The sequence below is a fragment of the Streptomyces sp. 3211.6 genome, from assembly GCF_003634815.1.
GTDB lineage: Bacteria > Actinomycetota > Actinomycetes > Streptomycetales > Streptomycetaceae > Streptomyces > Streptomyces katrae_A.
Map to the genome: position 1 here is coordinate 5,663,149 of NZ_RBXC01000001.1, position 26,522 is coordinate 5,689,670.

Annotated in this window: 27 protein-coding genes and 1 riboswitch; of the genes, 17 read left to right on the forward strand and 10 right to left on the reverse strand. The window is 73.0% G+C overall.

Annotated features, from left to right (window positions below; all coding sequences use genetic code 11):
- Positions 1-29 precede the first annotated feature (29 nt).
- From lepB to BX286_RS26345, 8 genes are all read left to right on the forward strand, one after another.
- Complete coding sequence (lepB, locus tag BX286_RS26310; protein ID WP_079429993.1) at positions 30-791, forward strand: signal peptidase I; 762 nt, start codon at positions 30-32, stop codon at positions 789-791.
- Positions 781-1,284, forward strand: coding sequence for an NUDIX hydrolase (locus BX286_RS26315; protein WP_121016460.1), 504 nt, complete (start codon positions 781-783; stop codon positions 1,282-1,284). Before lepB ends, BX286_RS26315 begins: the two co-directional genes overlap by 11 nt.
- A 55-nt stretch (positions 1,285-1,339) precedes the next feature.
- Positions 1,340-1,648: a DUF2469 domain-containing protein gene (locus tag BX286_RS26320; RefSeq protein ID WP_014675276.1), complete on the forward strand. Its 309-nt coding sequence runs from the start codon at positions 1,340-1,342 to the stop codon at positions 1,646-1,648.
- A 134-nt stretch (positions 1,649-1,782) separates the two neighbouring features.
- On the forward strand, positions 1,783-2,154 hold the full coding sequence (locus BX286_RS26325; RefSeq protein ID WP_079429995.1) for a YraN family protein: 372 nt from the start codon (positions 1,783-1,785) through the stop codon (positions 2,152-2,154).
- Complete coding sequence (locus tag BX286_RS26330) at positions 2,154-3,779, forward strand: YifB family Mg chelatase-like AAA ATPase (RefSeq protein WP_121016461.1); 1,626 nt, start codon at positions 2,154-2,156, stop codon at positions 3,777-3,779. Before BX286_RS26325 ends, BX286_RS26330 begins: the two co-directional genes overlap by 1 nt.
- Complete coding sequence (gene dprA / locus BX286_RS26335; protein WP_121016462.1) at positions 3,776-4,933, forward strand: DNA-processing protein DprA; 1,158 nt, start codon at positions 3,776-3,778, stop codon at positions 4,931-4,933. The genes BX286_RS26330 and dprA overlap by 4 nt, the downstream gene beginning before the upstream one ends.
- Positions 4,934-5,172: 239 nt before the next feature.
- The gene (whiG, locus tag BX286_RS26340; RefSeq protein ID WP_079429998.1) at positions 5,173-6,009 is read left to right on the forward strand and encodes an RNA polymerase sigma factor WhiG; all 837 of its coding nucleotides are present in this window, start codon (positions 5,173-5,175) and stop codon (positions 6,007-6,009) included.
- Between the two features lie 103 nt (positions 6,010-6,112).
- The gene (locus BX286_RS26345; protein WP_100862785.1) at positions 6,113-6,670 is read left to right on the forward strand and encodes a TetR/AcrR family transcriptional regulator; all 558 of its coding nucleotides are present in this window, start codon (positions 6,113-6,115) and stop codon (positions 6,668-6,670) included.
- Here the strand turns inward: BX286_RS26345 and BX286_RS26350 are convergent.
- Positions 6,667-7,185: a M23 family metallopeptidase gene (locus tag BX286_RS26350; protein ID WP_187344192.1), complete on the reverse strand. Its 519-nt coding sequence runs from the start codon at positions 7,183-7,185 to the stop codon at positions 6,667-6,669. The two genes, BX286_RS26345 and BX286_RS26350, sit on opposite strands and share 4 nt — an antisense overlap.
- Before the next feature lie 250 nt (positions 7,186-7,435).
- On the opposite strand from BX286_RS26350, the gene rpsB reads away from it, so the two are divergent.
- The 9 genes from rpsB to BX286_RS26395 all read left to right on the forward strand — a co-directional run bounded on the left by rpsB (position 7,436) and on the right by BX286_RS26395 (position 17,272).
- Positions 7,436-8,314: a 30S ribosomal protein S2 gene (gene rpsB / locus BX286_RS26355; RefSeq protein WP_079430001.1), complete on the forward strand. Its 879-nt coding sequence runs from the start codon at positions 7,436-7,438 to the stop codon at positions 8,312-8,314.
- A gap of 134 nt (positions 8,315-8,448) precedes the next feature.
- Positions 8,449-9,285, forward strand: a complete 837-nt coding sequence (gene tsf, locus BX286_RS26360; protein WP_079430002.1) for a translation elongation factor Ts — start codon at positions 8,449-8,451, stop codon at positions 9,283-9,285.
- Positions 9,286-9,447: 162 nt separating this feature from the next.
- Positions 9,448-10,227, forward strand: a complete 780-nt coding sequence (gene pyrH, locus BX286_RS26365; RefSeq protein WP_079431973.1) for a UMP kinase — start codon at positions 9,448-9,450, stop codon at positions 10,225-10,227.
- Between the two features lie 95 nt (positions 10,228-10,322).
- Complete coding sequence (gene frr / locus BX286_RS26370) at positions 10,323-10,880, forward strand: ribosome recycling factor (protein ID WP_079431974.1); 558 nt, start codon at positions 10,323-10,325, stop codon at positions 10,878-10,880.
- Complete coding sequence (locus BX286_RS26375) at positions 10,880-11,956, forward strand: phosphatidate cytidylyltransferase (RefSeq protein WP_079430003.1); 1,077 nt, start codon at positions 10,880-10,882, stop codon at positions 11,954-11,956. The genes frr and BX286_RS26375 overlap by 1 nt, the downstream gene beginning before the upstream one ends.
- Positions 11,957-12,093: 137 nt before the next feature.
- Positions 12,094-13,209, forward strand: coding sequence for a 23S rRNA (adenine(2503)-C(2))-methyltransferase RlmN (rlmN, locus tag BX286_RS26380; RefSeq protein WP_079430004.1), 1,116 nt, complete (start codon positions 12,094-12,096; stop codon positions 13,207-13,209).
- 20 nt (positions 13,210-13,229) lie between these two features.
- A riboswitch (TPP riboswitch) is annotated at positions 13,230-13,357 on the forward strand.
- Between the two features lie 89 nt (positions 13,358-13,446).
- The gene (locus BX286_RS26385; RefSeq protein WP_079430005.1) at positions 13,447-14,577 is read left to right on the forward strand and encodes a thiamine ABC transporter substrate binding subunit; all 1,131 of its coding nucleotides are present in this window, start codon (positions 13,447-13,449) and stop codon (positions 14,575-14,577) included.
- 56 nt (positions 14,578-14,633) lie between these two features.
- The gene (locus tag BX286_RS26390) at positions 14,634-16,250 is read left to right on the forward strand and encodes an iron ABC transporter permease (protein WP_121016464.1); all 1,617 of its coding nucleotides are present in this window, start codon (positions 14,634-14,636) and stop codon (positions 16,248-16,250) included.
- A complete protein-coding gene (locus tag BX286_RS26395) occupies positions 16,250-17,272 on the forward strand; it encodes an ABC transporter ATP-binding protein (protein ID WP_187344193.1) in 1,023 nt (340 codons plus the stop codon). Before BX286_RS26390 ends, BX286_RS26395 begins: the two co-directional genes overlap by 1 nt.
- 15 nt (positions 17,273-17,287) lie before the next feature.
- Here the strand turns inward: BX286_RS26395 and BX286_RS26400 are convergent, their stop codons facing one another.
- From BX286_RS26400 to BX286_RS26440, 9 genes are all read right to left on the reverse strand, one after another.
- A complete protein-coding gene (locus BX286_RS26400; RefSeq protein WP_079430007.1) occupies positions 17,288-18,538 on the reverse strand; it encodes a cytochrome P450 in 1,251 nt (416 codons plus the stop codon).
- A gap of 15 nt (positions 18,539-18,553) precedes the next feature.
- Positions 18,554-19,948: an NAD(P)/FAD-dependent oxidoreductase gene (locus BX286_RS26405; RefSeq protein ID WP_079430008.1), complete on the reverse strand. Its 1,395-nt coding sequence runs from the start codon at positions 19,946-19,948 to the stop codon at positions 18,554-18,556.
- Positions 19,938-20,168: a ferredoxin gene (locus BX286_RS26410; RefSeq protein ID WP_079430009.1), complete on the reverse strand. Its 231-nt coding sequence runs from the start codon at positions 20,166-20,168 to the stop codon at positions 19,938-19,940. The genes BX286_RS26405 and BX286_RS26410 overlap by 11 nt, the downstream gene beginning before the upstream one ends.
- A gap of 125 nt (positions 20,169-20,293) precedes the next feature.
- The gene (locus BX286_RS26415) at positions 20,294-20,914 is read right to left on the reverse strand and encodes a hypothetical protein (protein ID WP_079430010.1); all 621 of its coding nucleotides are present in this window, start codon (positions 20,912-20,914) and stop codon (positions 20,294-20,296) included.
- An 82-nt stretch (positions 20,915-20,996) separates the two neighbouring features.
- A complete protein-coding gene (locus tag BX286_RS26420; protein WP_079430011.1) occupies positions 20,997-21,902 on the reverse strand; it encodes a hypothetical protein in 906 nt (301 codons plus the stop codon).
- A 147-nt stretch (positions 21,903-22,049) separates the two neighbouring features.
- Entirely contained in the window at positions 22,050-23,141 is a 1,092-nt protein-coding gene (locus tag BX286_RS26425) for an LOG family protein (protein WP_121016465.1), read from the reverse strand.
- Positions 23,142-23,167: 26 nt separating this feature from the next.
- Positions 23,168-24,256 (reverse strand): hypothetical protein, encoded by a 1,089-nt coding sequence (locus BX286_RS26430; protein ID WP_121016466.1) that lies wholly within the window; start codon positions 24,254-24,256, stop codon positions 23,168-23,170.
- Positions 24,238-24,999 (reverse strand): ABC transporter ATP-binding protein, encoded by a 762-nt coding sequence (locus BX286_RS26435; RefSeq protein WP_121016467.1) that lies wholly within the window; start codon positions 24,997-24,999, stop codon positions 24,238-24,240. Before BX286_RS26435 ends, BX286_RS26430 begins: the two co-directional genes overlap by 19 nt.
- A 159-nt stretch (positions 25,000-25,158) precedes the next feature.
- Positions 25,159-26,520, reverse strand: coding sequence for an aspartate aminotransferase family protein (locus tag BX286_RS26440; RefSeq protein ID WP_079430015.1), 1,362 nt, complete (start codon positions 26,518-26,520; stop codon positions 25,159-25,161).
- Positions 26,521-26,522 lie beyond the last annotated feature (2 nt).

A 26,522-nucleotide genomic window follows, 5' to 3' on the forward strand; every position in this document is an offset into this window, starting at 1 on the left:
TGGCCATCTCCGGGTATGGGGGCGCACCAATGGGCGGAACACAGGCAATACGCGCGAGCGGCAGAGACGGCCGCGGCGGCCTCGGCAACACGTTGTCGGGCATCGCCGTGGCCATCGGTTTCGCGCTCTTCCTCGGCGGCTTCGTCTGGGGGGCGCTGGTGTACCAGCCCTATACGGTGCCGACGAACTCCATGGTCCCCACCGTGCAGCCCGGTGACCGGGTGCTGGCGCAGCGGATCGGCGGCGCCGAGGTGCACCGCGGGGACGTGGTCGTCTTCAAGGACGCCCAGTGGAGCGACTCGCCCATGGTCAAGCGGGTCGTGGCCGTCGGCGGCGACACCGTCGGCTGCTGCGGGCAGGGCGGCAGGCTGACCGTGAACGGAAAGCCGCTGGAGGAGCCCTACGTGGACCGGGCCGGGCACGACGCGCTGGCCGCGGGGACGACGAACTTCGAGGTCAGGGTGCCCGAGGGCAACCTCTTCCTGATGGGCGACCGGCGCTCGGGCTCCCTGGACTCGCGGGCCCACCTCCAGGACGCCGGCCAGGGGACCGTGCCCCGGTCGGCCGTCGAGGCCCGGGTCGACGCGCTGGCGTGGCCGAACCCGGGGATGCTGGACCGGCCGCAGGCGTTCGCCGCCCTGCCCGGCGGGACCTCGCAGCCCGGGCCGCTGCGGCTCCAGGTGGCCGCGGTGGTGGCCGGTGCCGCCCTCGTCGTCCTGGGCGCCGCCTACGGGCCGGTCGCCCGGGTGCTGGGGCGGGGACGGTCGCGGGGGCGCTCCGGTGGACGCTGAGCGGGGCGAGCGCCCGCCGCGGAAGGTGTCCCGGGTGATCCTGCTGGACCCCGAGGACCGGATCCTGCTGCTGCACGGCTTCGAGCCGGACGACCCCCGCGAGACGTGGTGGTTCACCCCGGGCGGCGGGCTGGAGGGCGACGAGACCCGCGAGCAGGCCGCGCTGCGCGAACTCGCGGAGGAGACCGGGATCACCGAGGTGGAGCTGGGGCCCGTGCTGTGGCACCGCTACTGCTCCTTCCCCTTCGACGGCAGGCGCTGGGAGCAGGACGAGTGGTACTTCCTGGCCCGGACCGCCCAGACCGGGACCGCCCCGGCCGGGCTCACCGAGCTGGAGCGGCGCAGCGTCACCGGGGCGAGGTGGTGGACCTCCGAGGAACTTCTCGCGGCCCGTGAGACGGTGTACCCGACCAAGCTCGCCGGGCTGCTGAGGACGCTGCTCGACGACGGTCCCCCGGATGCTCCGGTGGTCCTGCCCCCGGAAATCGTTTAGGGGCGCACGGCGCTGGCGCACAATAGGGGGACGCACGGCTGAAGGGGAACATGCCATGAGCGCCGAGGACCTCGAGAAGTACGAGACCGAGATGGAGCTGAAGCTCTATCGGGAGTACCGCGACGTCGTCGGGCTGTTCAAGTACGTGATCGAGACGGAACGCCGTTTCTACCTCACCAACGACTACGAGATGCAGGTGCACTCGGTCCAGGGGGAGGTGTTCTTCGAGGTCACGATGGCCGACGCCTGGGTCTGGGACATGTACCGGCCCGCCCGCTTCGTCAAGCAGGTGAGGGTGCTGACCTTCAAGGACGTGAACATCGAGGAGCTCAACAAGAGCGACCTCGAACTGCCGGGCGGCTGAGCCGGCCGAGGGGCCCTTCACGGCCCTCCTCTCACCCGTGAGGGTGAGCGCTCCCTCCACAACGCCCGGGTTGTCCACCAAGATCCACTCGGTGGGCCGGGACGCGCGATCGTCGGTGCCGGAGGTGGTGCCGGATGAACGCGAAGGGCGTGGCACGACAGGCATTGGGGCGCTACGGCGAGGAGCTCGCCGTACGGCGGCTCACCGAGTCGGGAATGACGGTGATCGCCCGGAACTGGCGGTGCCGGGGCGGGGAGATCGACATCGTCGCGCGGGACGGGGACGCCCTCGTCGTGTGCGAGGTCAAGACCCGCCGCGCGGGGGACTTCGAGCACCCCATGGCCGCCGTCCGGGCCGGCAAGGCCGAGCGGCTGCGCCGGCTCGCCGGGCGCTGGCTCGCCGACCACGGGGGGCCGCCGCCGGGCGGCGTGCGGATCGACCTGGTCGGGGTCCTGCTGCCCCGGCGCGGCGCGCCCGTGGTGGAGCATGTCAGGGGGGCCGCCTGATGGGGTTCGCGCGGACGTGCTCGGTGGCCCTGGTGGGCGTCGAGGGCGTCGTGGTGGAGGTCCAGGCCGACCTCGAACCGGGCGTGGCGGCCTTCACCCTGGTGGGGCTGCCCGACAAGACCCTGGTCGAGAGCCGGGACCGGGTACGGGCCGCGGTGGTGAACTCCGGCGCGCCCTGGCCGCAGAAGAAGCTCACGGTCGGACTCAGCCCGGCCTCCGTCCCGAAGTCCGGGGCCCATTTCGACCTGGCCGTCGCGGCGGCCGTCCTGGGCGCCGCCGAGGTGCTCGACCCCGGGGCGATCGCCGACCTCGTGCTGATCGGGGAGCTGGGCCTGGACGGCCGGGTCCGCCCGGTGCGGGGGATCCTGCCGGCCGTGGTCGCCGCCGCCGAGGCGGGGTACCGGCAGGTGGTGGTGCCGCAGCAGTGCGCCGCCGAGGCCACCCTGGTCCCGGAGGTGTCGGTGCTGGGCGTGCGCAGCCTGCGGCAGCTGATCGCCGTGCTGACCGACGCACCGGTCCCCGAGGAGGACCCGCCGGAGGGGGAGGGGCGCCCCGACCCGATGCTCGCCGGCCTGGTCCTGCCCGGCGCCGGACTGGGGGCGGGCCTGGCCCGGAGCGGGCAGGAGGGCCCGGACTTCCCCGACCTCGCCGACGTGGCCGGCCAGCACAGCGCCCGCCGGGCCCTGGAGGTGGCCGCCTCCGGGGGCCACCACCTCTTCCTCAGCGGGCCGCCGGGCGCCGGCAAGACGATGCTCGCCGAGCGGCTGCCCTGGATCCTGCCGCCGCTCACCCGACAGGACTCCCTGGAGGTGACGGCCGTCCACTCGGTCGCGGGAATCCTGCCGCCCGGCGAACCGCTCGTCTCCCGGCCCCCGTACTGCGCCCCCCACCACTCGGCGACCATGCAGTCCCTGGTCGGCGGCGGCGCCGGGATTCCCAGGCCCGGGGCGGTCTCCCTGGCCCACAAGGGGGTGCTCTTCCTGGACGAGGCGGCCGAGTTCAGCGGCAAGGTGCTGGACGCCCTGCGCCAGCCCCTCGAAGCCGGGCACGTGGTCATCGCCCGGGCCGCCGGGGTGGTAAGGCTGCCCGCCCGCTTCCTGATGGTCCTCGCGGCCAACCCCTGCCCCTGCGGCCGGCACACCCTGAACGGGGCCGGCTGCGAATGCCCCTCCTCCGTGATCAGGCGCTACCAGGCCCGGCTGTCGGGCCCGCTGCTCGACCGGGTGGACCTGAGGGTCGAGGTGGAGCCGGTCACCCGCTCCGACCTGCTGGGCCGGGGCGGCCGGGGCGAGGCCACGCGGGTCGTCGCCGACCGGGTCCGGGAGGCCCGCGAGCGGGCCGCCGCCCGGTACGGGGGCACCCCCTGGCGGCTCAACGCCGAGGTGCCCGGACACGAGCTGCGCACCCGCTGGCCGGCCGGTCCCGGTGCCCTGGCACAGGCCGAGCGGGAGATGGAGCGCGGGCTGCTGACCGCCCGGGGGCTGGACCGGGTGCTCCGGGTCGCCTGGACCGTGGCCGACCTGCGCGGCCGCGACCGCCCGGAGGCGCTGGACGCGGCCGTGGCGCTGGAGCTGCGCACCGGGATCGCCCGCGGGGCGGCGCTGGCCCTGGGGAGTGGGCCGTGACCGCCGCCGGGCCGCCGGACCCCGTCCTCCTGGCCCGCGCCGCGCTCACGAGGGTGCTGGAGCCGGGCGACAAACACGGCGGGCGCTGGCTGCGGGAGCTCGGCCCCGTCGCCCTGATACACCACCTGACACGGACCGGGGACGGCGGGGAGGCCGGCCCGCTGACCGGGGCGGGCCCCGAGCGGCTCGCCGGGTACCGCAGGCGGGCGGTGCTCGCGGAGCCCGCCCGGGATCTGGAACGGGCCGCCGCCGAGGGCGTCCGGTTCGTCTGCCCGGGCTCGGCGGAGTGGCCGACCCAGCTGGACGACCTCGGCGACGCCCGGCCCGTCGGACTCTGGCTGAGGGGCCGGCCGAACCTGCGGACCTGGGCCCTGCGCTCCGTCGCCGTGGTCGGGGCCCGCGCCTGCACCCCGTACGGGGCCCACATGGCGCAGACCCTGGCCGCCGGGCTCGCCGAGCGGGGCTGGGTGGTGGTCTCCGGCGCCGCGTACGGGATCGACGGCGCCGCCCACCGCGGGGCCCTCGCCTCCGGCGGAGCCACGGCCGCGGTGCTGGCCTGCGGCGTGGACACCGTCTACCCGCGCGGACACGCCGGGCTGCTCGGCCGGATCACCCGCCAGGGGCTGGTCCTGGGCGAGCTGCCGCCCGGCAGCCATCCCACGCCCAGCCGGTTCGTCCTGCGCAACCGCGTCATCGCCGCCCTCACCCGGGGGACCGTGGTCGTGGAGGCCGCCCGGCGCAGCGGCTCCCTCGTCACCGCCCGCCGCGCCCAGGCACTGGGCCGCCTCACCATGGGCGTCCCCGGCCCCGCCACCAGCGGCCTCTCCGCCGGGGTGCACGAGCTGCTGCGGGGCGAGGCGGTCCTGGTCACCGACGCCGCCGAGGTGATCGAACTGGTCGGCGCCATGGGCGAACTGGCCCCCGTCCCGCGCGGGCCCGTCCTCGCCCGCGACCTGCTCGACCCCGCGGCCGCGCGGGTGCTCGAAGCGCTCCCCGCCGGCCGCCCCGCCGACGTGGACGAGATCTCCCTCGCCGCGGGCACCGGCACCGATGAAGTCATCGGCAGACTGTACGAACTTCACTCTCTGGGGTTCGTCGAACGGCAGGGCGACGCCTGGCGGTTGGCCCGCCCCGGACCAAAGGGGGAGGCGTAATCCGTGGCCGCACGGCGAGGCGGTCGTTGACCTGGGGCGTTCCGGTGAAAGAGTGAAGGCGATGAGAGACGCGGTCTTCCCCGAGGCGGCCGCCCGGGCCGTGCGCGAGGCGCCGGACCCGGGCCGCCCGCCCGGGTCCGGGCGCTCCTGCGGCCCTGCGCCATCCCGTACTCTTCGCGCACCGCGACTCTTCCGTCACGCTACGCTCCCAAGGAATCCCGCTCCGGCAAAGGCGAAGCATGCCCCAGCACACCTCAGGGTCCGACCGCGCTTCGGTGCCACCCGCTGCCCGTGGCGGCGTGCGGTCCACCGAGCCCTCGTCCCTGGAGCTGCTCTGGCGCTCATACAAGGACTCGGGTGACGAGCGGCTGCGGGAGCAGCTGATCCTGCACTACTCGCCGCTGGTCAAATACGTGGCGGGCCGGGTCAGCGTCGGTCTCCCGCCCAACGTGGAACAGGCCGACTTCGTCTCCTCCGGGGTCTTCGGACTGATCGACGCGATCGAGAAGTTCGACATCGAGCGGTCCATCAAGTTCGAGACGTACGCGATCACCCGCATCCGCGGCGCGATGATCGACGAGCTGAGGGCGCTGGACTGGATCCCGCGCTCGGTCCGCCAGAAGGCCCGCGCCGTGGAACGCGCCTACGCCACGCTGGAGGCCCAGCTGCGGCGCACCCCCACGGAGGGCGAGGTCGCGGGGGAGATGGGCATCGGGGTCGAGGAACTCCACACCGTCTTCAGCCAGTTGTCCCTCGCCAACGTGGTCGCCCTGGAGGAACTGCTGCACGTCGGCGGGGAGGGCGGCGACCGCCTCTCCCTGATGGACACCCTGGAGGACACCGCCGCCGACGACCCGGTGGAGGTGGCCGAGGACCGGGAGCTGCGCCGGCTGCTCGCCCGGGCCATCAACACCCTCCCCGAGCGGGAGAAGACCGTCGTGACCCTCTACTACTACGAGGGCCTGACCCTCGCCGAGATCGGCAACGTCCTGGGCGTCACCGAGAGCCGGGTCAGCCAGATCCACACCAAATCCGTGCTCCAGCTGCGCGCCAAACTCGCGGACGTCGGCCGCTGAGCCGCCCCCGGACGCGGCGGCCCGCGCAGCGGCCGGGCGGAGCCGCCGGGGAGCTTGCGCACCTCCGTACAGTGGTGACGTGCCCAGGATTCGAGCGGCCTCCGTGGCCGAGCACCGGTCGATGCAGCGCGGCGCCCTGTTGGACGCGGCGCGTTCCCTGCTGTCGGAAGGCGGGACCGACGCCCTGACCTTCCCCGCCCTCGCGGAGCGCACCGGTCTCGCCCGGTCCTCCGTGTACGAGTACTTCAAGTCGCGCGCGGCCGTGGTCGAGGAGCTGTGCGCCGTGGACTTCCCCGTCTGGGCCGCCGAGATCGAGGCGGCCATGGAGGCCGCGCCCACGCCCGAGGGGAAGATCGAGGCGTACGTGCGCAGCCAGCTGGAGCTGGTGGGCGACCGCCGGCACCGGGCGGTGGTGGCCATCTCCGCCGGGGAGCTGGACGCGGGCGCGCGGGAGAAGATCCGCGCCGCGCACGGCGGCCTCGTCGCCATGATCGGCGAGGCGCTGGAGGCCCTCGGGCAGCCGGAACCGCGGCTGGCCGCCCTGCTGCTCCAGGGGGTCGTGGACGCCGCGGCCCGCCGGATCGAGCTCGGCGCCGCCGAGGAGCCCGCCGTGATCACGTCCACCGCGGTGGCCATGGCCCTCCGCGGTATCAGCGGCTAGCGGGGCGGGGGCTGCGGGCCGGGTGCGGACGGCAGCAGGCGGGGCGTGGCCCCGGGGAGCAGGGCCAGCGGGTTGCGGTAGGAGTCCTCGCCCGCCAGGAGGCCCCAGTGCAGACAGGGCCCCGGGCAGTGGGAGCCCTCCGTGAGCACCGCCACCACCTGGCCCGCCGTGACCGCCTCCCCCTCCGCCACCAGCGGCCGCACCGGCTCGAAGGTGGTCCGCAGCCCGCCCGGGAGGGTCAGGGACAGCACGCCCCGCCCCGCGACCTGCCCCGCGTAGTGGACCCGCCCCGGCCCCACGGCCCGGACCTCCGCTCCCGCCGGGGCCGACAGGTCCACCCCGCGGTGCCCCGCCGCGTACGGGGTCGGGGGCGGGTCCCACCACCGGGCGACGGACAGCGGCGCCGGCAGTGGCCGGACCGCCCGGAAGGCCCCCTCGGCGGGGACGCCGGCGGGAGCCGGGACCAGCGCCCCGGACAGGGCGAACAGCAGGGTGAGCAGCAGCGTCGTCGTCATGCGCCCAGGGTCCCGCGCGGGACCCGCGGCCCGCCCGTTCCTGTGGACGGGCGAAAGGGTGTGGACAAGGGCGTCACCCGGCATACCGCCGGGTCCCGTACACTTCTTGTGGCGATCCGGGTCACCGGGTCGACTTCGCACGCCCCAGCGCCGACCGGTTCCGGTCGGGTGGCAGCGCCTCTCGGTCCCTTCATGGGGCAGGGCGCGGCGGGGCGTCAGGAACCAAAACCGAGAAACCAAGGAGATGGCCATGGCCGTCGTAACGATGCGGGAGCTGCTGGAGAGCGGCGTCCACTTCGGTCACCAGACCCGTCGCTGGAACCCGAAGATGAAGCGCTTCATCTTCACCGAGCGCAACGGCATCTACATCATCGACCTGCTCCAGTCGCTGTCGTACATCGACCGCGCCTACGAGTTCGTGAAGGAGACCGTCGCGCACGGCGGTTCCATCATGTTCGTCGGTACGAAGAAGCAGGCGCAGGAGGCCATCGCCGAGCAGGCGACCCGCGTCGGCATGCCGTACGTCAACCAGCGCTGGCTGGGTGGCATGCTCACCAACTTCTCGACCGTCTACAAGCGCCTTCAGCGTCTGAAGGAGCTCGAGGCGATCGACTTCGAGGACGTCGCGGCCTCGGGTCTCACCAAGAAGGAGCTCCTGGTCCTCTCCCGCGAGAAGGCCAAGCTGGAGAAGACCCTCGGTGGTATCCGCGAGATGTCGAAGGTTCCCAGCGCCGTCTGGATCGTCGACACCAAGAAGGAGCACATCGCCGTCGGTGAGGCGCGCAAGCTGCACATCCCGGTCGTCGCGATCCTCGACACCAACTGCGACCCCGACGAGGTCGACTACAAGATCCCGGGCAACGACGACGCCATCCGCTCCGTCACCCTGCTCACCCGCGTGATCGCCGACGCCGTCGCCGAGGGCCTCATCGCCCGTTCCGGCGCTGCGACCGGTGACTCGAAGCCGGGCGAGAAGGCCGCCGCCGAGCCGCTCGCCGAGTGGGAGCGCGACCTGCTCGAGGGCGAGAAGAAGGCTGACGCCGAGGCCCCCGTGGCCGAGGCCCCGGCTGCCGAGGCCCCCGCGGCCGAGGCTCCCGCTGCCGAGGCTCCGGCCGCCGAGCAGGCCTGACCCACTGAGAGCGCCCGGCGTTCATCCGCCGGGCACTCGCAGCACGGACGATGACGGCGGGGGAGCCGCGCCACGAGCGCGCTCCTCCGCCGTTCACCCGTAGATCTACGACTTCGAGAGAGAATCACAGACTCATGGCGAACTACACCGCCGCTGACGTCAAGAAGCTCCGCGAGCTCACCGGCGCCGGCATGCTGGACTGCAAGAACGCGCTCGTCGAGGCCGACGGCGACGTCACCAAGGCCAACGAGATCCTGCGCGTCAAGGGCCTGAAGGGTGTCGCCAAGCGCGAGGGCCGTTCCGCCGAGAACGGTGCCGTCACCTCCCTGATCTCCGAGGACGCCACCTCCGGCGTGCTCGTCGAGCTCAAGTGCGAGACCGACTTCGTGGCCAAGAGCCCGAAGTTCCTGGCCGTCGCCGACCAGCTCGCCGCCCACGTGGCCGCCACCAAGCCCGCCGACATCGAGGCGCTGCTGGCGTCCGAGATCGAGCCCGGCAAGACCGTCCAGGCGTTCGTGGACGAGGCCAACGCCAACCTCGGCGAGAAGATCGTCCTGGACCGCTTCGCGGCGTACGAGGGTGCCTTCGTGGCCTCCTACATGCACCGCACCATGCCCGACCTGCCGCCGCAGATCGGTGTCCTGGTCGAGCTGGACAAGGCCGACGCCGACCTGGCCAAGGGCATCGCCCAGCACATCGCCGCCTTCGCGCCGAAGTACCTCACCGCCGAGGACGTCCCGGCCGAGATCGTCGAGTCCGAGCGCCGCGTCGCCGAGGAGACCACCCGCGCCGAGGGCAAGCCCGAGGCCGCGATCGCCAAGATCGTCGAGGGTCGCGTCAACGGCTTCTTCAAGGACGCCACGCTGCTCGGCCAGCCGTACGCGCTGGACAACAAGAAGTCCGTCCAGAAGGTTCTGGACGAGGCCGGTGTCACCCTGAAGCGCTTCGCCCGCATCAAGGTCGGCATCTGAGTCCGTCCGTACGCGACGGACACCGGACCCCGATAGGGTCTGAGGCAGTCGTCCACGCTTGCGCCGGACGACCGCAGATCTGACGAGGAGGCCATTGCCGCAGAGGGAACCGCGAGGACCCACCGGCAATGGCCTTCTTCGTATGTGCACGAGGAGATCTCCATGAATCAGGGCGTGGACCCCCACACCGCATCCCACGACAAGAGCGACCACGACAAGAAGGGTCGCCGCTTCATGCTGAAGCTGTCCGGCGAAGCCTTCTCCGGCGGCGGCGGGCTGGGTGTCGACCCTGACGTCGTGCACGCCATCGCCCGCGAGATCGCGGCCGTGGTCCGAGACGGCGCCGAGATCGCGGTCGTCATCGGCGGCGGCAACTTCTTCCGCGGCGCCGAGCTGCAGCAGCGCGGCATGGACCGGGCGCGGTCCGACTACATGGGCATGCTCGGCACCGTCATGAACTGCCTCGCCCTCCAGGACTTCCTGGAGAAGGAGGGCATCGACAGCCGCGTCCAGACCGCCATCACCATGGGCCAGGTCGCGGAGCCGTACATCCCGCTGCGCGCCGTCCGCCACCTGGAGAAGGGCCGCGTCGTCATCTTCGGCGCCGGTATGGGCATGCCGTACTTCTCCACCGACACCACGGCCGCCCAGCGTGCCCTGGAGATCGACGCCGAGGCCCTGCTCATGGGCAAGAACGGCGTCGACGGGGTCTACGACTCCGACCCGAAGACCAACCCGGACGCGGTGAAGTTCGACGCGCTGGGGTACAACGAGGTGCTGTCCCGGGACCTCAAGGTCGCCGACGCCACGGCCATCACGCTGTGCCGCGACAACCTGCTGCCGATCCTGGTCTTCGAACTGCTCGCCGAGGGCAATATCGCCCGCGCCGTCAAGGGTGAGAAGATCGGCACGCTCGTGAGCGACCAGGGCACCCGGGCCTGAGCCCGTCGCACCGGGCCCCCCGGGGCCCGGTCCGGGCGGCCCGCGCACCGCCCCGCCCGCCTGAACCATCCATATCTGACATGCAGGAGCACGTGGTGATCGAAGAAATCCTCCTCGAGGCCGAGGAGAAGATGGAGAAGGCCGTCGTCGTCGCCAAGGAAGACTTCGCCGCGATTCGCACGGGCCGTGCGCACCCGGCGATGTTCAACAAGATCGTGGCGGACTACTACGGTGCCATCACGCCCATCAACCAGCTCGCCTCCTTCTCGGTGCCCGAGCCGCGCATGGCCGTCGTGACCCCGTTCGACAAGAGCGCCCTGCGCAACATCGAGCAGGCCATCCGCGACTCCGACCTGGGCGTCAACCCCAGCAACGACGGCAATATCATCCGGGTGACCTTCCCCGAGCTGACGCAGGACCGCCGCAAGGAGTACATCAAGGTCGCCAAGAACAAGGCCGAGGACTCCCGCGTCTCCATCCGCTCCGTGCGCCGCAAGGCCAAGGACGCCCTCGACAAGCTGGTCAAGGACAAGGAGGCCGGCGAGGACGAGGTGCGCCGCGCCGAGAAGGAGCTCGACGACACCACCGCGAAGTACGTCGCGCAGGTGGACGAGCTGCTCAAGCACAAGGAAGCCGAGCTCCTCGAGGTCTGATGAACGACTCTCCCTGGGCCGCTGAGCCGGTACCGGCGGGTCCCGCATACGATGCGCTGGTGGGCCCGCAGACTGCGCCCATGCCCATCGTGCCCGATGCCGCCGGCCGTGCGTTCGACGACCGGGAAGCACGCGATCGGGGGGCCGCCTTCGCCGGCGGCCCCCCGCTCCGTACCGAGATGCCGTTGCAGGAGCCCATGCCCAGCCCCCCGCCCCCGCCTTCGCAGGCACCGCAGGACGCCTCGCCCCCGCCGCAGAAGAAGCGCGCGGGGCGGGATCTGCGGGCCGCCATAGGGGTCGGCGTCGGCCTCGGCGCGGTGATCTTCGCTTCGCTGTTCATCGTCAAGGCCGTCTTCGTCGGCGTGATCGTCGTCGCCGTCGTCGTCGGTCTGTGGGAGCTCACCTCCCGGCTCCAGGAGAAGAAGGGCATCAAGGCCCCGCTGGTCCCGCTCGCGGTCGGCGGCGCGGCGATGGTCATCGCCGGCTTCGTCCGGGGGGCCGAGGGCGCCTGGGTCGCCATGGCCCTGACCGCGCTGGCGGTGCTCGTCTGGCGGATGACGGAACCGCCCGAGGACTACCTCAAGGACGTCACCGCGGGCGTCTTCGCGGCGTTCTACGTGCCCTTCCTGGCCACGTTCGTCGCGATGCTGCTCACGGCCGAGGACGGCCCGCAGCGGGTGGTGACCTTCCTCCTGCTGACCGTCGTCAGCGACACCGGGGCGTACGCCGTCGGCTGGCGCTTCGGCAAGACCAAGCTGGCACCCCGCATCAGCCCCGGGAAGACCCGCGAGGGACTCCTCGGCGCCGTGGCCTTCGCCATGGGGGCCGGTGCGCTGTGCATGGAGTTCCTGATCGACGGGGGCTCCTGGTGGCAGGGCCTGCTGCTGGGCCTGGCCGTCGCCGTCAGCGCCACCCTGGGCGACCTGGGCGAGTCGATGATCAAGCGCGACCTCGGCATCAAGGACATGGGGACGCTGCTCCCGGGCCACGGCGGCATCATGGACCGCCTCGACTCGCTGCTCCCGACGGCCCCGGTCGTCTGGCTGCTGCTGGCGGCCTTCGTCGGCACCGGCTGACGGGTCCGGGCCGGGTTATCCTGGAGGGCGCGCCGCCTTCACGCGGCGCGCCCTTTCCGTCCGGCGGCCGAGAGCCGCAGCGGACCGGCCCTGCACGCGCGGGGTGACCCCCACCCCGTCGTACCGAGGAGTACCGCATGGCCCCCCGTCCCGCTCCGGGTGAGCTCACCTTCGTCGCTCCGCGAGGGGCCAAGAAGCCGCCCCGGCACCTGGCCGACCTCACCCCGGCCGAGCGCCGCGAGGCGGTCGCCGCGATCGGCGAGAAGCCGTTCCGGGCCAAGCAGCTCTCCCAGCACTACTTCGCCCGCTACGCCCACGACCCGGCGGAGTGGACCGACATCCCGGCGGCCTCGCGCGAGAAGCTCCAGCAGGAGCTGCTCCCCGAGCTGATGAACGTCATCCGGCACATCAGCTGCGACGACGACACGACCCGCAAGACCCTGTGGAAGCTGCACGACGGCACCCTCGTGGAGTCCGTCCTGATGCGCTACCCGGACCGGGTCACCATGTGCATCTCCTCGCAGGCCGGCTGCGGTATGAACTGCCCGTTCTGCGCCACCGGCCAGGCCGGCCTCGACCGCAACCTCTCCACCGCCGAGATCGTGCACCAGATCGTCGACGGCATGCGCGCCCTGCGTGACGGCGAGGTCCCCGGCGGCCCGGCCCGCCTGTCCAACATCGTCTTCATGGGCATGGGCGAGCCGCTCGCGAACTACAACCGCGTCGTCGGCGCCATCCGCCGGCTCACCGACCCCGAGCCCGACGGGCTGGGCCTGTCGCAGCGCGGCATCACGGTCTCCACCGTCGGCCTGGTTCCGGCCATGCTGCGGTTCGCCGACGAGGGCTTCAAGTGCCGCCTCGCCGTCTCCCTGCACGCCCCGGACGACGAGCTGCGCGACACCCTCGTCCCCGTGAACACCCGCTGGAAGGTCCGTGAGGTCCTCGACGCGGCCTGGGAGTACGCGGAGAAGTCCGGCCGCCGGATCTCCATCGAGTACGCCCTGATCCGCGACATCAACGACCAGGCCTGGCGCGGCGACCTCCTCGGCCGCCTGCTCAAGGGCAAGCGGGTGCACGTCAACCTGATCCCGCTGAACCCGACGCCCGGCTCGAAGTGGACCGCCTCGCGCCCCGAGGACGAGAAGGCCTTCGTCGAGGCCATCGCCCGGCACGGCGTGCCCGTGACCGTCCGGGACACCCGCGGCCAGGAGATCGACGGAGCGTGCGGACAGCTCGCGGCGAGCGAGCGGTAGTCTGGCCCGCGTACATCTGCATATTCCGACAGGGGAGCGCCACAGCGCTGAGAGTGCGGCAACACGTTTTTGGATCGAGCACCGTGGCCGCAGACCCTCTGAACCTCGCCCAGGTCATTCTGGGTAGGAAGTTCGGTCACCACCTCAAGCTGTTGCGCCCTGCCCGGGCGCCGCGCTCCACCAGAGCGCCCGGGCGGGGCCGCGTCTTCTCCTGGTCATACCCAGGAGGAATCAACCGTGAGCACCACCAAGAAGATCGCGGGTGCGGCGCTGGCCGCCGCCCTCGGCGTCGGCACGCTGACCGCGTGCGGCGGCGGCAGCAAGGACGAGGGCGGGGCCGCCGCGAGCGGATCGCCGAAGTCCAAGACCGTCACCCTCGTCTCGCACGACTCCTTCAACGTCAGCGAGCCGGTCCTCAAGGAGTTCGAGCAGCAGAGCGGCTACACCGTCAAGGTGCTGAAGTCCGGGGACGCCGGCGCCGCCCTCAACCAGGAGATCCTCACCAAGGGCTCCCCGCGCGGCGACGTCTTCTTCGGCGTCGACAACACGCTCCTCTCGCGCGCCCTCGACAACGGGATCTTCACCCCGTACGAGGCCAAGGGCCTGGCGGAGGTCAAGCCCGAGTTCGTCCTCGACCGGCAGCACCGCGTCACCCCGGTCGACTCCGGCGACATCTGCGTCAACTACGACAAGGCCTACTTCGCCGACAAGAAGATCGCCCCGCCGCAGACCCTGGACGACCTGGTCAAGCCCGAGTACAAGAACCTGCTGGTCACCGAGAACGCCGCGACCTCCTCGCCCGGCCTCGGCTTCCTCCTCGCCTCCGTCGGCAAGTACGGCGATGGGGGCACCTCCCAGGGCGAAGCCTCTGGGGGAGGCTGGAAGGAGTACTGGAGCAAGCTCAAGGCCAACGGCGTCGAGGTCGTCGACGGCTGGGAGCAGGCCTACAACGAGCGCTTCTCCGGCTCCGCGGGCGGCAAGAAGGCCAAGGGCGACCGCCCGCTGGTCGTCTCCTACGCCTCCAGCCCGCCGGTCGAGGTCCTCTACGGCGAGCCCCAGCCGGCCGAGGCCCCCACGGGCGTGGCCACCGGAACCTGCTTCCGCCAGGTCGAGTTCGCGGGCCTGCTGAAGGGCGCGAAGAACGAGGAGGGCGGCAAGGCCCTCATCGACTTCCTGATCGGCAAGAAGTTCCAGGAGGACATGCCGCTCCAGATGTTCGTGAACCCGGTGGTCAAGGACGCGAAGCTGCCGGAGGTGTTCACCAAGCACGGCGTGGTCGTCGAGAAGCCGGAGAACGTGGCCCCCGAGGCCATCGCCAAGAACCGTGACCAGTGGGTCAAGGCATGGTCCTCGATCGTCGTGAAGTAGTACGCGACGGCGCCCCGGCGGAGGGCGGGCGGGCCACCGCCGTCAGGATGGCCCTGATGGCCGTGCCGCTCGCCTTCTTCGGGCTGTTCTTCGCCTACCCCGTGGCCGCCATCGTCGGCCGCGGGCTCAAGACCGGGGAGGGCTGGCAGTTCGGCCGGATCGGCGAGGTGCTCGCCCAGCCGGACATCGCCGACGTGCTCTGGTTCACCACCTGGCAGGCGCTCGCCTCGACCGCGCTCACCCTGATCGTCGCGCTGCCCGGCGCCTACGTGTTCGCGCGCTTCTCCTTCCCCGGCAAGCAGCTGCTGCGGGCCCTGGTCACCGTCCCGTTCGTGCTGCCGACCGTGGTCGTCGGCACCGCCTTCCTGGCCCTGGTCGGGCGCGGGGGGCTGCTGGACGAGGTGTGGGGCGTGCGGCTGGACACCACCGTCTGGGCGATCCTGCTCGCCCACGTGTTCTTCAACTACGCCGTCGTCGTCCGCACGGTCGGCGGGCTCTGGGCGCAGCTGGACCCGCGCCAGGAGGAGGCCGCCCGGGTGCTGGGCGCCGGGCGGTTCGCGGCCTGGCGGCGGGTGACCCTGCCGGCGCTGGCCCCGGCGGTGGCCGCCGCCGCGCTGATGGTGTTCCTGTTCACCTTCAGCTCCTTCGGCGTCGTGCAGATCCTCGGCGGGCCCTCGTACGCCACGCTGGAGGTCGAGGTCTACCGGCAGACGGCGCAGCTGCTCGACCTGCCGACGGCCGCGGTGCTGACGCTGGTCCAGTTCGCCGCCGTCGGGGTGATCCTCGGGGTGCACGCCTGGACCGTGCGGCGCAGGGAGACCGCGCTGCGGCTGGTCGACCCCGCGCGCACCGCGCACCCGCCGCGCGGCTGGGCGCAGCGCGGGCTGCTGGGCGGGGTGCTGCTGACGGTGGCGCTGCTGATCGTGGCCCCGCTCGCGGTGCTGGTGGAGCGGTCCCTCGATGCCCCCGGCGGGTACGGGTTCGGGTTCTACCGGGCGCTCCAGGAGGCCGGTGCCGGGGGCGGAACGTTTCTGGTGCCGCCGCTGGAGGCCATCTGGAACTCCCTCCAGTACGCGCTCGCCGCCACCGGGATCGCCCTGGCCGTCGGCGGCCTCGCGGCCGCGGCGCTGGCCCGGCGGGCGGGCCGCTTCGTCCGGGGCTTCGACGCGCTGCTGATGCTGCCCCTCGGGGTGTCCGCCGTGACGGTGGGCTTCGGGTTCCTGATCACCCTGGACCGGCCGCCGCTGGACCTGCGGACCTCCTGGATCCTGGTGCCGCTGGCCCAGGCGCTGGTCGGGGTGCCGTTCGTGGTGCGGACCATGCTGCCGGTGCTGCGGGCCGTCGACGGGCGGCTGAGGGAGGCCGCGGCCGTGCTGGGGGCCTCGCCGCTGCGGGTGTGGCGGGAGGTGGACCTGCCGCTGGTGCGCCGGGCGGTGCTGATCGCGGCGGGCTTCGCCTTCGCGGTCTCGCTGGGCGAGTTCGGCGCGACGGTGTTCATCGCCCGGCCGGACCACCCGACGCTGCCGGTGGCCGTGGCCCGACTGCTGGGCCGGGCCGGTGAGATGAACTACGGGCAGGCCATGGCCCTGAGCACGATTCTGATGCTGGTGTGCGCGGTGTCCCTGCTGGTACTGGAGCGACTGCGACCCGACAAGACCTCGGGAGAGTTCTGATGACCCTGCTCCGGCTCGAAGGGGTGACGGTCCGCTTCGGCGACCGGGCGGTCCTGGACGCGGTGGACCTGGAGGTCGCCGAACACGAGACCGTCTGCGTGCTGGGACCGAGCGGCAGCGGCAAGTCCACCCTGCTGCGGGTGGTGGCCGGGCTCCAGCGGCCCTCGGCCGGACGGGTCCTGCTGGGCGGCGCCGACCAGGCCGGGGTGCCGGTGCACCGGCGGGGGGTGGGTCTGATGTTCCAGGACCACCAGCTGTTCCCGCACCGGGACGTCGGCGGGAACGTCGCCTTCGGCCTGCGCGTACGGCGCTCCGCGAAGCCGGAGTACGAGGAGCGGGTCGCCCGTCTGCTGGACCTCGTGGGGTTGCCCGGGGCCCAGCGCCGGGCCGTGGCCTCGCTGTCGGGCGGCGAACAGCAGCGGGTCGCTCTGGCCCGGGCGCTGGCCCCCTCGCCCCGGCTGCTGATGCTGGACGAGCCGCTGGGCCAGCTGGACCGGGGGCTGCGCGAGCGGCTGGTGGTCGAGCTCCAGGGACTGTTCTCCAGGCTGGGCACCACCGTGCTGGCCGTCACCCACGACCAGGGCGAGGCCTTCGCGCTCGCCGACCGGGTGGTGGTGATGCGGGACGGGCGGATCGCGCAGGCGGGGACCCCGCTGGAGGTGTGGCAGCGGCCGGCGTCGGAGTTCGTGGCGCGGTTCCTCGGCTTCGAGAACGTGGTCCCGGCCACCGTCACCGGCGGTGCGGCCGCCACCCCGTGGGGGAAGGTCCCGGTGCCGGAGGGCTCCCCCGAGGGGGAGCAGCGGCTGCTGGTGCGGCCGGCCGGGGTGGTGCCCGCCGCGGCCGGGCTGGACTGCGTGGTGGAATCCCGTACCTTCCGCGGGACGCACGTGGCCCTGCTGCTGCGGCCCGAGGAGGGACCCGTACTGGAGGCGGAGTGCGCTCTGGCCGCCGCGCCGGCCGTGGGGGACCGGATCGCGGTGGCCTTCACGCCCTCCGAGGTGGTCGTCCTTCCGGTGGCCTGAGCCGCCGCCCGCGGATCAGGCCGCCCGGATGCCGTCGACGGCGACGGGCAGGTGGCGCGGGCCGCGCAGGACCGCGTTCTGCCGGTAGGGCGGCGGGTCCTCCAGCAGCCGCGGGTTCTCCAGCCTGCGGGCCAGTTCGCTCAGGGCCAGCGCAGCCTCCAGCCGGGCCAGCGGCGCCCCGAAGCAGCTGTGGATGCCGCTGCCCAGGCCCAGGTGCTGGACGTCCGGGCGGTCGGGGTCGAAGCGGTCGGGGTCCTCGAACCGCTTCGGGTCGCGGTTTCCGGAGGCCAGGATGAGCCACAGCGAGGAGCCCTTGGGGATGGTCACCCCTGCGACCTCGATGTCGGTCAGGGTGCTGCGCTGCGGCAGCAGCTGCACCGGGGGCTCGAAGCGCAGCAGCTCCTCCACCATCGGCACCGCCACGTCCGGGTCGGAGCGCAGCCGGTCCAGGTGCTCCGGGTTGCGCAGGAGGGTGAGCATGCCGTTCGTGATCAGGTTGACGGTGGTCTCGTGGCCGGCGATCAGCAGCAGCGCCGCCGTGCTGAGCACCTCCATGGTGCTCATCGTGCCGTCCGGGCCCTGCCCGGTCGCCAGCTCCGAGAGCATGTCCCCGGTCGGGTTCTTGCGCCGCTCCTCGATCAGCCCGGCCAGGTACATGCCGAGCTCCATGCGGGCGCCCTCCGTCTTCTTGGCCCGCTCCGCGGGATCGGCGTCCGGATCGGGGTCCAGGCTCGCGGCCAGGGTGTCGGCCCAGACGTGGAAGCGGGCCTCGTCCTCGGGCGGCACGCCCAGCAGCCGGCAGATGACGGTCACCGGGAAGGGGTAGGAGAACTCCTCCACCAGGTCGATCCGGTTCGGGTCGCCCTTCGCGGCGATGGTGTCGATCAGCCCCGTGACGATGCCGCCGAGCTCGCCGCGCATCTGCTCGACCCGGCGCGGGGAGTGCGGAGGCCCGAAGGGCCGGTTGGTCATCCGCCGCAGCCGGTCGTGGTCGGGCGGGTCGAGCTTCAGGAAGGAGGGGGGCAGGACCTCGCTCCCGCCCTCGTCGGCCTGGCTCAGCGGGTCGCCGGCCGTCGGGGTCAGGTTGCGGGCGTCGGAGCTGATGCGCGGGTCGTGCAGCAGGCCCTTGATCTCGTGGTAGGTGCTGACGACGTACGGGCCGTCCCCGTCGTGGAACACCGGGGTCTTGCGGAGCTCCTCGTACAGCGGGTACGGGTTGGCGCGGCTGGAGTAGTCGAGGATCTGCCGCAGGATGCCTTGGGTCATGAGGGGTCCTCGTGCTCAGTTGTGCGCCGGGGTGAAGGTCATCCGCCGGTCGGCCGGCGAGTAGCCGCTCAGGGTGATCGTCGGTCCGTGCGTGGGCACCGAAGGGTCGGGGAAGTCCGCGTCCAGCGGCCGCTCCCCCTCGGGCCTGCGGTCCACCGTCGGGTACGGCGGCGGGAACGGCGCGGTCCGCTCGATCTGCTGCTCGTAGAAGTCCAGCCAGCGGCACTGGTCGAAGGTGACGGCCCCGATCACGCGGCCCTGGTACCCGTACACGCCGACGAAACGGCGCTCGGCGCGCGAGCCCTGGGTGATCACGATCTCGGTGCCCATCGAGGGGACCCCGACCGACTTGATGTTGACGCCGAACTGGGAGGACCAGAACGCCGGGACCCACAGGTGCGGGCGGCGGTCGGCGCTCCGGCTGAGCATGTTGTGCGCGGCCGTCTCGGCCTGGGCCACGGCGTTGCCCCAGTGCTCCAGCGACAGGAACTGGTAGCCGAACAGGGCGTGCGGGGAGCGGGCCACGTCGCCGGCCACGTAGATGTCGTCGGTGACGATGCCCCAGATGTCGAAGGCCCGGCAGCCCGCGTCGCAGGCGATGCCGCGCGGACCCGCGCCGAGTCCGGACCCGGTGAGCCATTCGGTGTTGCGCTGGGCGCCGAGCGAGACGACGACCACCTCCGCCTCCAGTGTGGTGCCGTCGGAGAGGTGCGCGGCGCGGACCCGGCCGGAGGAGTCGCCCTCCAGGCTCGTCACCATGATCCCGGTGCGCAGGTCGACCCCGTTCTCGCGGTGCATCTCGGCCGCGACCGCTCCGATCACCCCGCCGAGCGCTCCGACCAGCGGCGCGTCGGCGCGTTCGGCCACGGTGACGGCCAGCCCGCGCTCCCGGCACGCGGAGGCGATCTCGGAGCCAGTGAACCCCGCCCCGATCACCAGCACCCGGCCGGGGCCGGCCGCGAGGGCGCGTTCCAGGGCCGCCGCGTCGCCGCGCGTGCGCAGGACGAAGACCCCGTCGAGGGCGGCCTCGTCCGGGTTGGGCCATGCCCGGGCGCGCACCCCGGTGGCGATCAGCAGGCGGTCGTACTCCACCTCGTCCCCGTCGGCCATCCGGACCCGTCGGGCCGCCATGTCCAGGCCGGAGGCCGGCACCCCGAGGCGCCACTTCGCGTCGATGTCCCGGCGCCGGGGCAGGGCCGTCCCGTCGGCGGTGGCCATGCCCAGCAGGACCTGCTTGGACAGGGGAGGGCGGTCGTACGGCTCGTAGGGCTCGTCGCCGATCATCGTCAGCTCGCCGGCGAAGCCCTTCTCGCGCAGGGTCTCGGCGGCCCGCAGGCCTGCCAGGGAGGCGCCCACGACGACGATGCGGCCCTCGCGCTTGAGCTGCTCCAGCGCTCCGTCACCGTTCACCGCTCGCCTCCGGAGGCTGGAGGGATCCGTTCACCGCGTCCAGCAGGATGGCCCGGACCGGGCAGGCGTGGGCGGCGCGCACGACGTTGTCGTGCTGGTCGTCGGGGGCCTGCGGGTTGTAGAGCAGCGACTCCTCGCCGTGCATGGTGAAGACGTCGGGTGCGAGGAACGCGCACTGCGCGTACCCCTGACAGCGGTTCAGGTCGACGACAAGCCTCATGAGGCATCAGCCTTTCCGTGCCCGATGACCCCCCACAGCCCCCGAGGCCCCTCCCTCCACCCTTCCAGCATGCGCGCGGGAGCCACCCGCCGCCTGCCGGGCGCAACGGCCGGCGAAGGCGCAGGTCAGGGGGTGCGACGCAGGCCGGCCCGGAGGATGTGGAGGCTGACGACGAGGACCCAGAACGGGAAGACCATCTCGACCCAGGGCACCCCCGACGCGAGCACCAGCAGGGCCAGGCCGGTCGCGAAGCCCAGCAGCGCCACGGGACGGGGGAAGGCGCCGAGGCGGCGGCCGATGGCCGAGGTCGAGAAGGCGAACACGGCCGCCACGCGCATCGCGTACGAGGTCAGGACGGTGTAGGCGAAGGGCCGGCCGAAGCCGGAGGGCGGGACGGCCTCGTCGAGCACGGAGCCCGCCGCCGCGGCGGCCACGAACAGGGTGGCGACGAAGATGAAGCCGCTGCCCAGGAACACCGTGGCGAAGAAACGGTCCTCCACCTCGCCCGAGTGCTCCCGCAGGGCCCCCATGAACCACAGGAAGAAGATCCCGGCGAACGGGACGATCTCCAGAGCCAGCCGCACGGCCCAGCGCTTGTCGGCGTCCACGGCGGCCTCGGCCGGGCTCCCGGAGGGGATGGCGGTCCGCATGAGCACGATCGCGGCCGCGAGCAGCACGGCGAAGACGACACCGGCCATGCCCGCGGCGCGGGGGGTGCGCAGCCGTGTGCTGGTGGGGGAGTCCATGCCCCCAGCAGGCCCCGGCCGCCGGGGCGGCGCCACCCCGGGGACCCGTCGGGGTGAACCCCCCGGCCCGGGACCGGCCGGGTCAGCCCACCGGCTCGGGGACCGGCTCCTCCGCCGGGGCCGCGGCCGCGTCGTGGTTGCCGTACCAGGCCACCGCGACGGCTCCGGCCACCGCCAGCACGAAGCCGGCGACCGCCAGCCAGGCCAGCCCCGGCCGGGAGGCGTCGCCCAGCCACAGCACGCCGATCGCACCCGGGAGGACCGTCTCCCCGACCACCAGGGCGGCCGTGGCCCCGTTCACCGAGCCGATCTGCAGGGCGACGGTGTGCAGGTACATGCCGCCGACGCCGGCGAGCAGGATCGCGTACAGCGCGGGATCGGCGAGCAGCGTGCCCAGGTCGAAGGGGTCGATCCCGTCCAGGACGCGCACGCCCACGCCCAGCGCGCCGAAGGCCAGCCCCGACAGCAGGCCCGCCAGGATCGCGGCCCGGGCGCCGAGGAACCGTACGGCCACCGTGCCGCCGACGATGATCAGCAGGGTCACCGCCAGCAGCCACCAGTGGGTGGCCATCGGGGCGTGGTGGTCGCCCTCGTGACCGGCGGCGGTCGCGAGCAGCACCAGCGCCGCGCAGACCACCCCGATGGAGGTCCACTCCTTGCGGGTCAGGCGGATGCCCAGCATCTTCACGCTCAGCACGGCGGTGATCACCAGATTGGCGCTGATCACGGTCTGGGAGAGGAACAGGGGCAGCAGCCGGGCCGCCAGTGCGCCCAGCCCGAAGCCGACGAAGTCCAGGACGGTGCCGACGATGAACTCCCAGGTCATCGCGGCCTTGGCGGTGGACGTCAGGTTGGGTCCGCCGTGGGCGGTCACCCCGGCGGCGGCCGGTGACGTCCGCGCGGCGCGGCGCGATCCGACGGCTTGCAGGACGGATCCCGTCCCGTAGCAGATGGACGCCGCGACAGCGGTCAGCAGGCCTATGAGCACAGAGGGCTCCGTTCAACGTCTGGCAGGTAAGGCGGTACCTCTGCCAGACGCCGGAACGGGCCGCGAAGTTGCCTCCGCAAGGGAGTTCGTTGACCTCTTCTTTGCCCGGCCGCGGCCCCGCCGCCCTTCGTGGGGGGCGGCCGTGCCTCAGGCCAGGGAGGCCAGGGCGTCCGGGACCTCGTCCACCGAGTCCACCAGCGCGATCCGCGACTCCATGGCGCGGCCCCGGGCCAGGGCCCGCAGCAGCGGCCAGGCGGGCAGCTCCTCGGTCCAGTGGCGCCGGTCGACGAGGACCATCGGGGTGGGGCCGGCGGCGGACGCGTAGTAGTTCGGCGTCGCGTTGTCGAAGACCTCCTGCACCGTCCCGGCCGCGCCCGGCAGGAACACCACGCCCGCCGTGCAGCGGGCGAGCAGCCCGTCCTCGCGGGTGGCGTTGGCGAAGTACTTGGCGATCTGCCCGGCGAAGGCGTTCGGCGGCTCGTGCCCGTAGAACCAGGTCGGGATGCCCACCGAGTCGCCGCCCGAGGGCCAGCGCTCCCGGACGGCGAAGGCCGCGCGGGCCCAGTCGGAGACCGACGGGGTGAAGGAGGGCGCCTTCGCCAGCACCTCCAGCGCCTCCCCGAGCGCCCCGTCGGGGGCCGGGGCCAGGTAGGCGCCGAGGTTGGCGGCCTCCATCGCGCCCGGGCCGCCGCCCGTGGCCACCGTCAGCCCGCGGCGGGCCAGGGCCCGGCCGAGTTCGGCCGCGCCGCGGTAGGCGTCGGTGCCCCGGGCCATGGCGTGGCCGCCCATCACGCCGACCACGCGGGCGCCCGCCAGGGCCTCGTCGAGGGCGTCGGAGATCGCGTCGTCGTGGAGGGAGCGCAGCATCGAGGAGAAGACGTCGCCGTCGGCCTTCGTCTCCTGGAACCAGGCGTACGCCTGGGCGTCCGGGGTGGACTCGTAGCCCTCCGAGAGCCCGGCGAAGAGTTCCTCCGCCGTGTAGAGCAGCCCGCGGTACGGGTTGAACGGCAGGTCAGGCACGGGCGGGAAGACCAGCGCACCGTCCGCGCGGACCTTCACCGCGGCGTCGGGCTCCATGGCGCAGCCCAGGAACACGGCGGCCGAGGTGTCCGCCGACAGCAGGGCGAAGGTCCGCTCCAGCAGGTTGACCGACTGGATGCGGTAGCCGCTCAGGGAACCCCGGGCGACCACCCGGTCGAACTCGGCGAGCGTCTCGATCTCGATGTCTGCGTTGACCATTCGGCCCACCCTAAGGGCTGCCCCGCTCAGCGGGTCAGGGCCAGCGACGTCAGCTGCGCCACACCCCACACGAGCGGTACGCAGCCGACGAACAGCGCGGCGGCCCGCACGCCCGCGGCCGACCGCAGCACCGTGCCCGGGGTGCCCAGGTCGACCAGCGCCGCCCGCTCGGCGCCGCGGGCCTGCCGGGATTCGACCGCGGCGGTGAGCAGCGAGGCGACCGCGCACAGCGCCACCAGCGTGGCGGCCGGTCCGGTCAGCGGTCCCAGCGGGGCCGGCGCCGCCCCGGCGGGGCCGGCGGGAGCCAGGGCGACCGCGAGGGCGGCCGCCCCGACGGCGCACAGCACCCCGAGGGGCCGGCCCAGCCGGGAGGCCTCCTCCTGCAGGGTCCGCCCGGCCAGCAGCCGCAGTGCTCCCGGGCGGACGGCCTGCACCAGGGTGCCGCAGGCGTAGGCCAGGCCGGGGCCCGCCAGGGCGAGACCGACCGCGATCAGGGCGCCGGCCGCCGGCACCGCCGGGCCGTCGGGGCGGGCGTACGCCAGGAGGCCGAGCCCGCACGCGGTGAGCGCCACCCCCCAGGGCACGCCCGTCTGGGGGGCCGGCCCGGAGTGCGGGGGCCGGGGGCGCAGGGCGAGGGCCGTCGCGGCGGAGGCCGTCAGGGGGAGCAGGGCCAGCAGGGTGAGGGCGGCGGCCACCGGCAGGGGCCGGCCGGCGTGGAGCAGCCGGGCCCCGGCCCCGTCGAAGGGCAGGCCGGCCAGTTCGCCCCTCAGGTGGAGGAAGGCGGCGAGGGCGAGGGCGCTGCCCAGGCCGCAGGCGACGGCGGTGGAGACCGCCGCGGCCAGGGCGAGGCGTACGGGTCCCAGCCCGACGGCGTCGAGCCCCTCTCGGGGCCGGGTCGCCGGGTCGGTACGGGCCACGGCGACGGCGAACTGGACGGTGGCGGCGAGCGGGACCAGCGCCCACAGCAGCCGGGGGAACGATCCGGCGGGCCGGGCCTGGGCGTCCGCGAGGACGTACAGCAGCAGGAGGCCGCTGCCGGCGCAGGCCGCGGCGACCAGCAGTCTGCGCAGCTGGACCAGGAGCCGGGAGCCGCGGACTAGGCGGAGAGGGAGCACGCGGCCTGGTCCTCCGTGGTCCCGGGGTCGGCGAGGGCCGCGGCGTCGGCTGGGCGGCCGTCGATCAGGGCCAGGGCCCGGTCGGCGGCGGCCGCGGTCTCCTCGTCGTGGGTGGCGAGGACCACCGTGATCGCGTGCGAGCGGGCGGCCGTGGTGAGCGTACGGAGCAGCTGCGCGCGCTCGGCGCGGTGCAGCGGGGCCGTGGGCTCGTCGGCGAAGAGCACGGCGGGCCCGGCGCTCAGGGCGCGGGCGAGCGCGACCCGCTGGGACTCGGCCCGGTTCAGGGCGCCGGGGCGCTTGCGGGCGAAGCCGCCGATGTCCAGGCGCTCCAGCCATTCGTGGGCGGCGGCCTTGGCGGCGCGGTGCGGTGCGCCGGTGAGCAGCAGCGGCAGGGCCGCGTTCTCCCACACCTTGAGCTCGGGCAGCAGTTGCGGCTCGGGTCCGATCCAGGCGAACCGGGCACGGAACAGCCGCTCGCGGGCCACGGCGGCGAGGGTGTGGACGGCGATCCCGTCGAACCGGACCTCGCCCTGGTCGGGTACCAGCCGTCCGGCCAGGCAGCGCAGCAGGGTGGTCTTTCCGCTGCCGCGCGGGCCGGTCACGGCGAGGATCTCGCCCTGCCGCACCCCGGCGCCGACCCCGATCAGACCGGGGGAACCCATGTGGGAGTAGTGAAGGGACCGCGCCCAGAGGACGTCGTCGTCTGGCGGGGCACTGTCCGGTGGAGCCACCATGGCGTACACCTCCGTCCGGGGGAACGAAGCGGAGCCGCTTCGGTCACTGGCCCGCACAGAGATGTAAAGAGATGAACCGCCCGGACGGTGACAGCACACGGCCCGGACCGCCGTGTTCTCACTCGAACAGGGGATCCGGGCCGTGTGGTTCGGACTATTTTCTGTTGTTTACAGCTTGGTCCAGGCCTCGGTGAGCACGTTGCGCAGGATGCCCTCGATCTCGTCGAAGGTGCCCTGGTCCGCGATCAGCGGCGGGGCCAGCTGGATGACCGGGTCGCCGCGGTCGTCGGCCCGGCAGTACAGGCCGTTGTCGAAGAGCGCCTTGGAGAGGAAGCCGTAGAGCACGCGCTCGGTCTCCTCATCCGTGAAGGACTCCTTGGTGACCTTGTCCTTGACGAGCTCGATGCCGTAGAAGAAGCCGTTGCCCCGCACGTCGCCGACGATCGGGAGGTCGTGCAGCTTCTGCAGGGTGCTGAAGAAGTTGCCCTCCTGGTCCAGCACGTGCTGGTTCAGGCCTTCCTTGTCGAAGATGTCGAGGTTGGCCAGCGCCACCGCGGAGGACACCGGGTGTCCGCCGAAGGTGTAGCCGTGCAGGAAGGTGTTGTCGCCCTTGTAGAACGGCTCCGCGATCCGGTCGGAGACGATGCAGGCGCCGATCGGGGAGTAGCCCGAGGTCATGCCCTTGGCGCAGGTGATCATGTCCGGCACGTAGCCGAACTTGTCGCACGCGAACATCGTGCCGAGGCGGCCGAAGGCGCAGATCGTCTCGTCGGAGACGAGCAGCACGTCGTAGGTGTCGCAGATCTCGCGCACCCGCTGGAAGTACCCGGGCGGGGGCGGGAAGCAGCCGCCGGCGTTCTGGACGGGCTCGAGGAAGACGGCCGCGACGGTGTCGGGGCCCTCGAAGAGGATCTGCTGCTCGATCTGGTCGGCGGCCCAGCGGCCGAAGGCCTCGGGGTCGTCGCCGTGGATCGGGGCGCGGTAGATGTTGGTGTTCGGCACCTTGTGCGCGCCGGGGACCAGCGGCTCGAAGGGGGCCTTCAGGGCCGGCAGGCCGGTGATGGACAGGGCGCCCTGCGGGGTGCCGTGGTAGGCGACCGCACGCGAGATGACCTTGTACTTGGTGTGCTTGCCCTGCAGCTTGAAGTACTGCTTGGCGAGCTTCCAGGCGGTCTCGACGGCCTCGCCGCCACCGGTGGTGAAGAAGACCTTGTTCAGGTCGCCGGGGGCGTAGCCGGCGAGGCGCTCGGCGAGCTCGACGGCCTTGGGGTGCGCGTACGACCACACGGGGAAGAACGCGAGCTCCTGGGCCTGCTTGTAGGCGACCTCGGCCAGTTCCTTGCGGCCGTGACCGGCGTTGACCACGAACAGTCCGGCGAGACCGTCCAGGTAGCGCTTGCCCTTGTCGTCGAAGATGTAGGTGCCCTCACCCCGCACGATGGTGGGGACGGGCGCGTTCTCGTACGACGACATGCGCGTGAAGTGCATCCACAGGTGGTCGTACGCGGTTTTGGAGAGGTCCTGGCTCACGG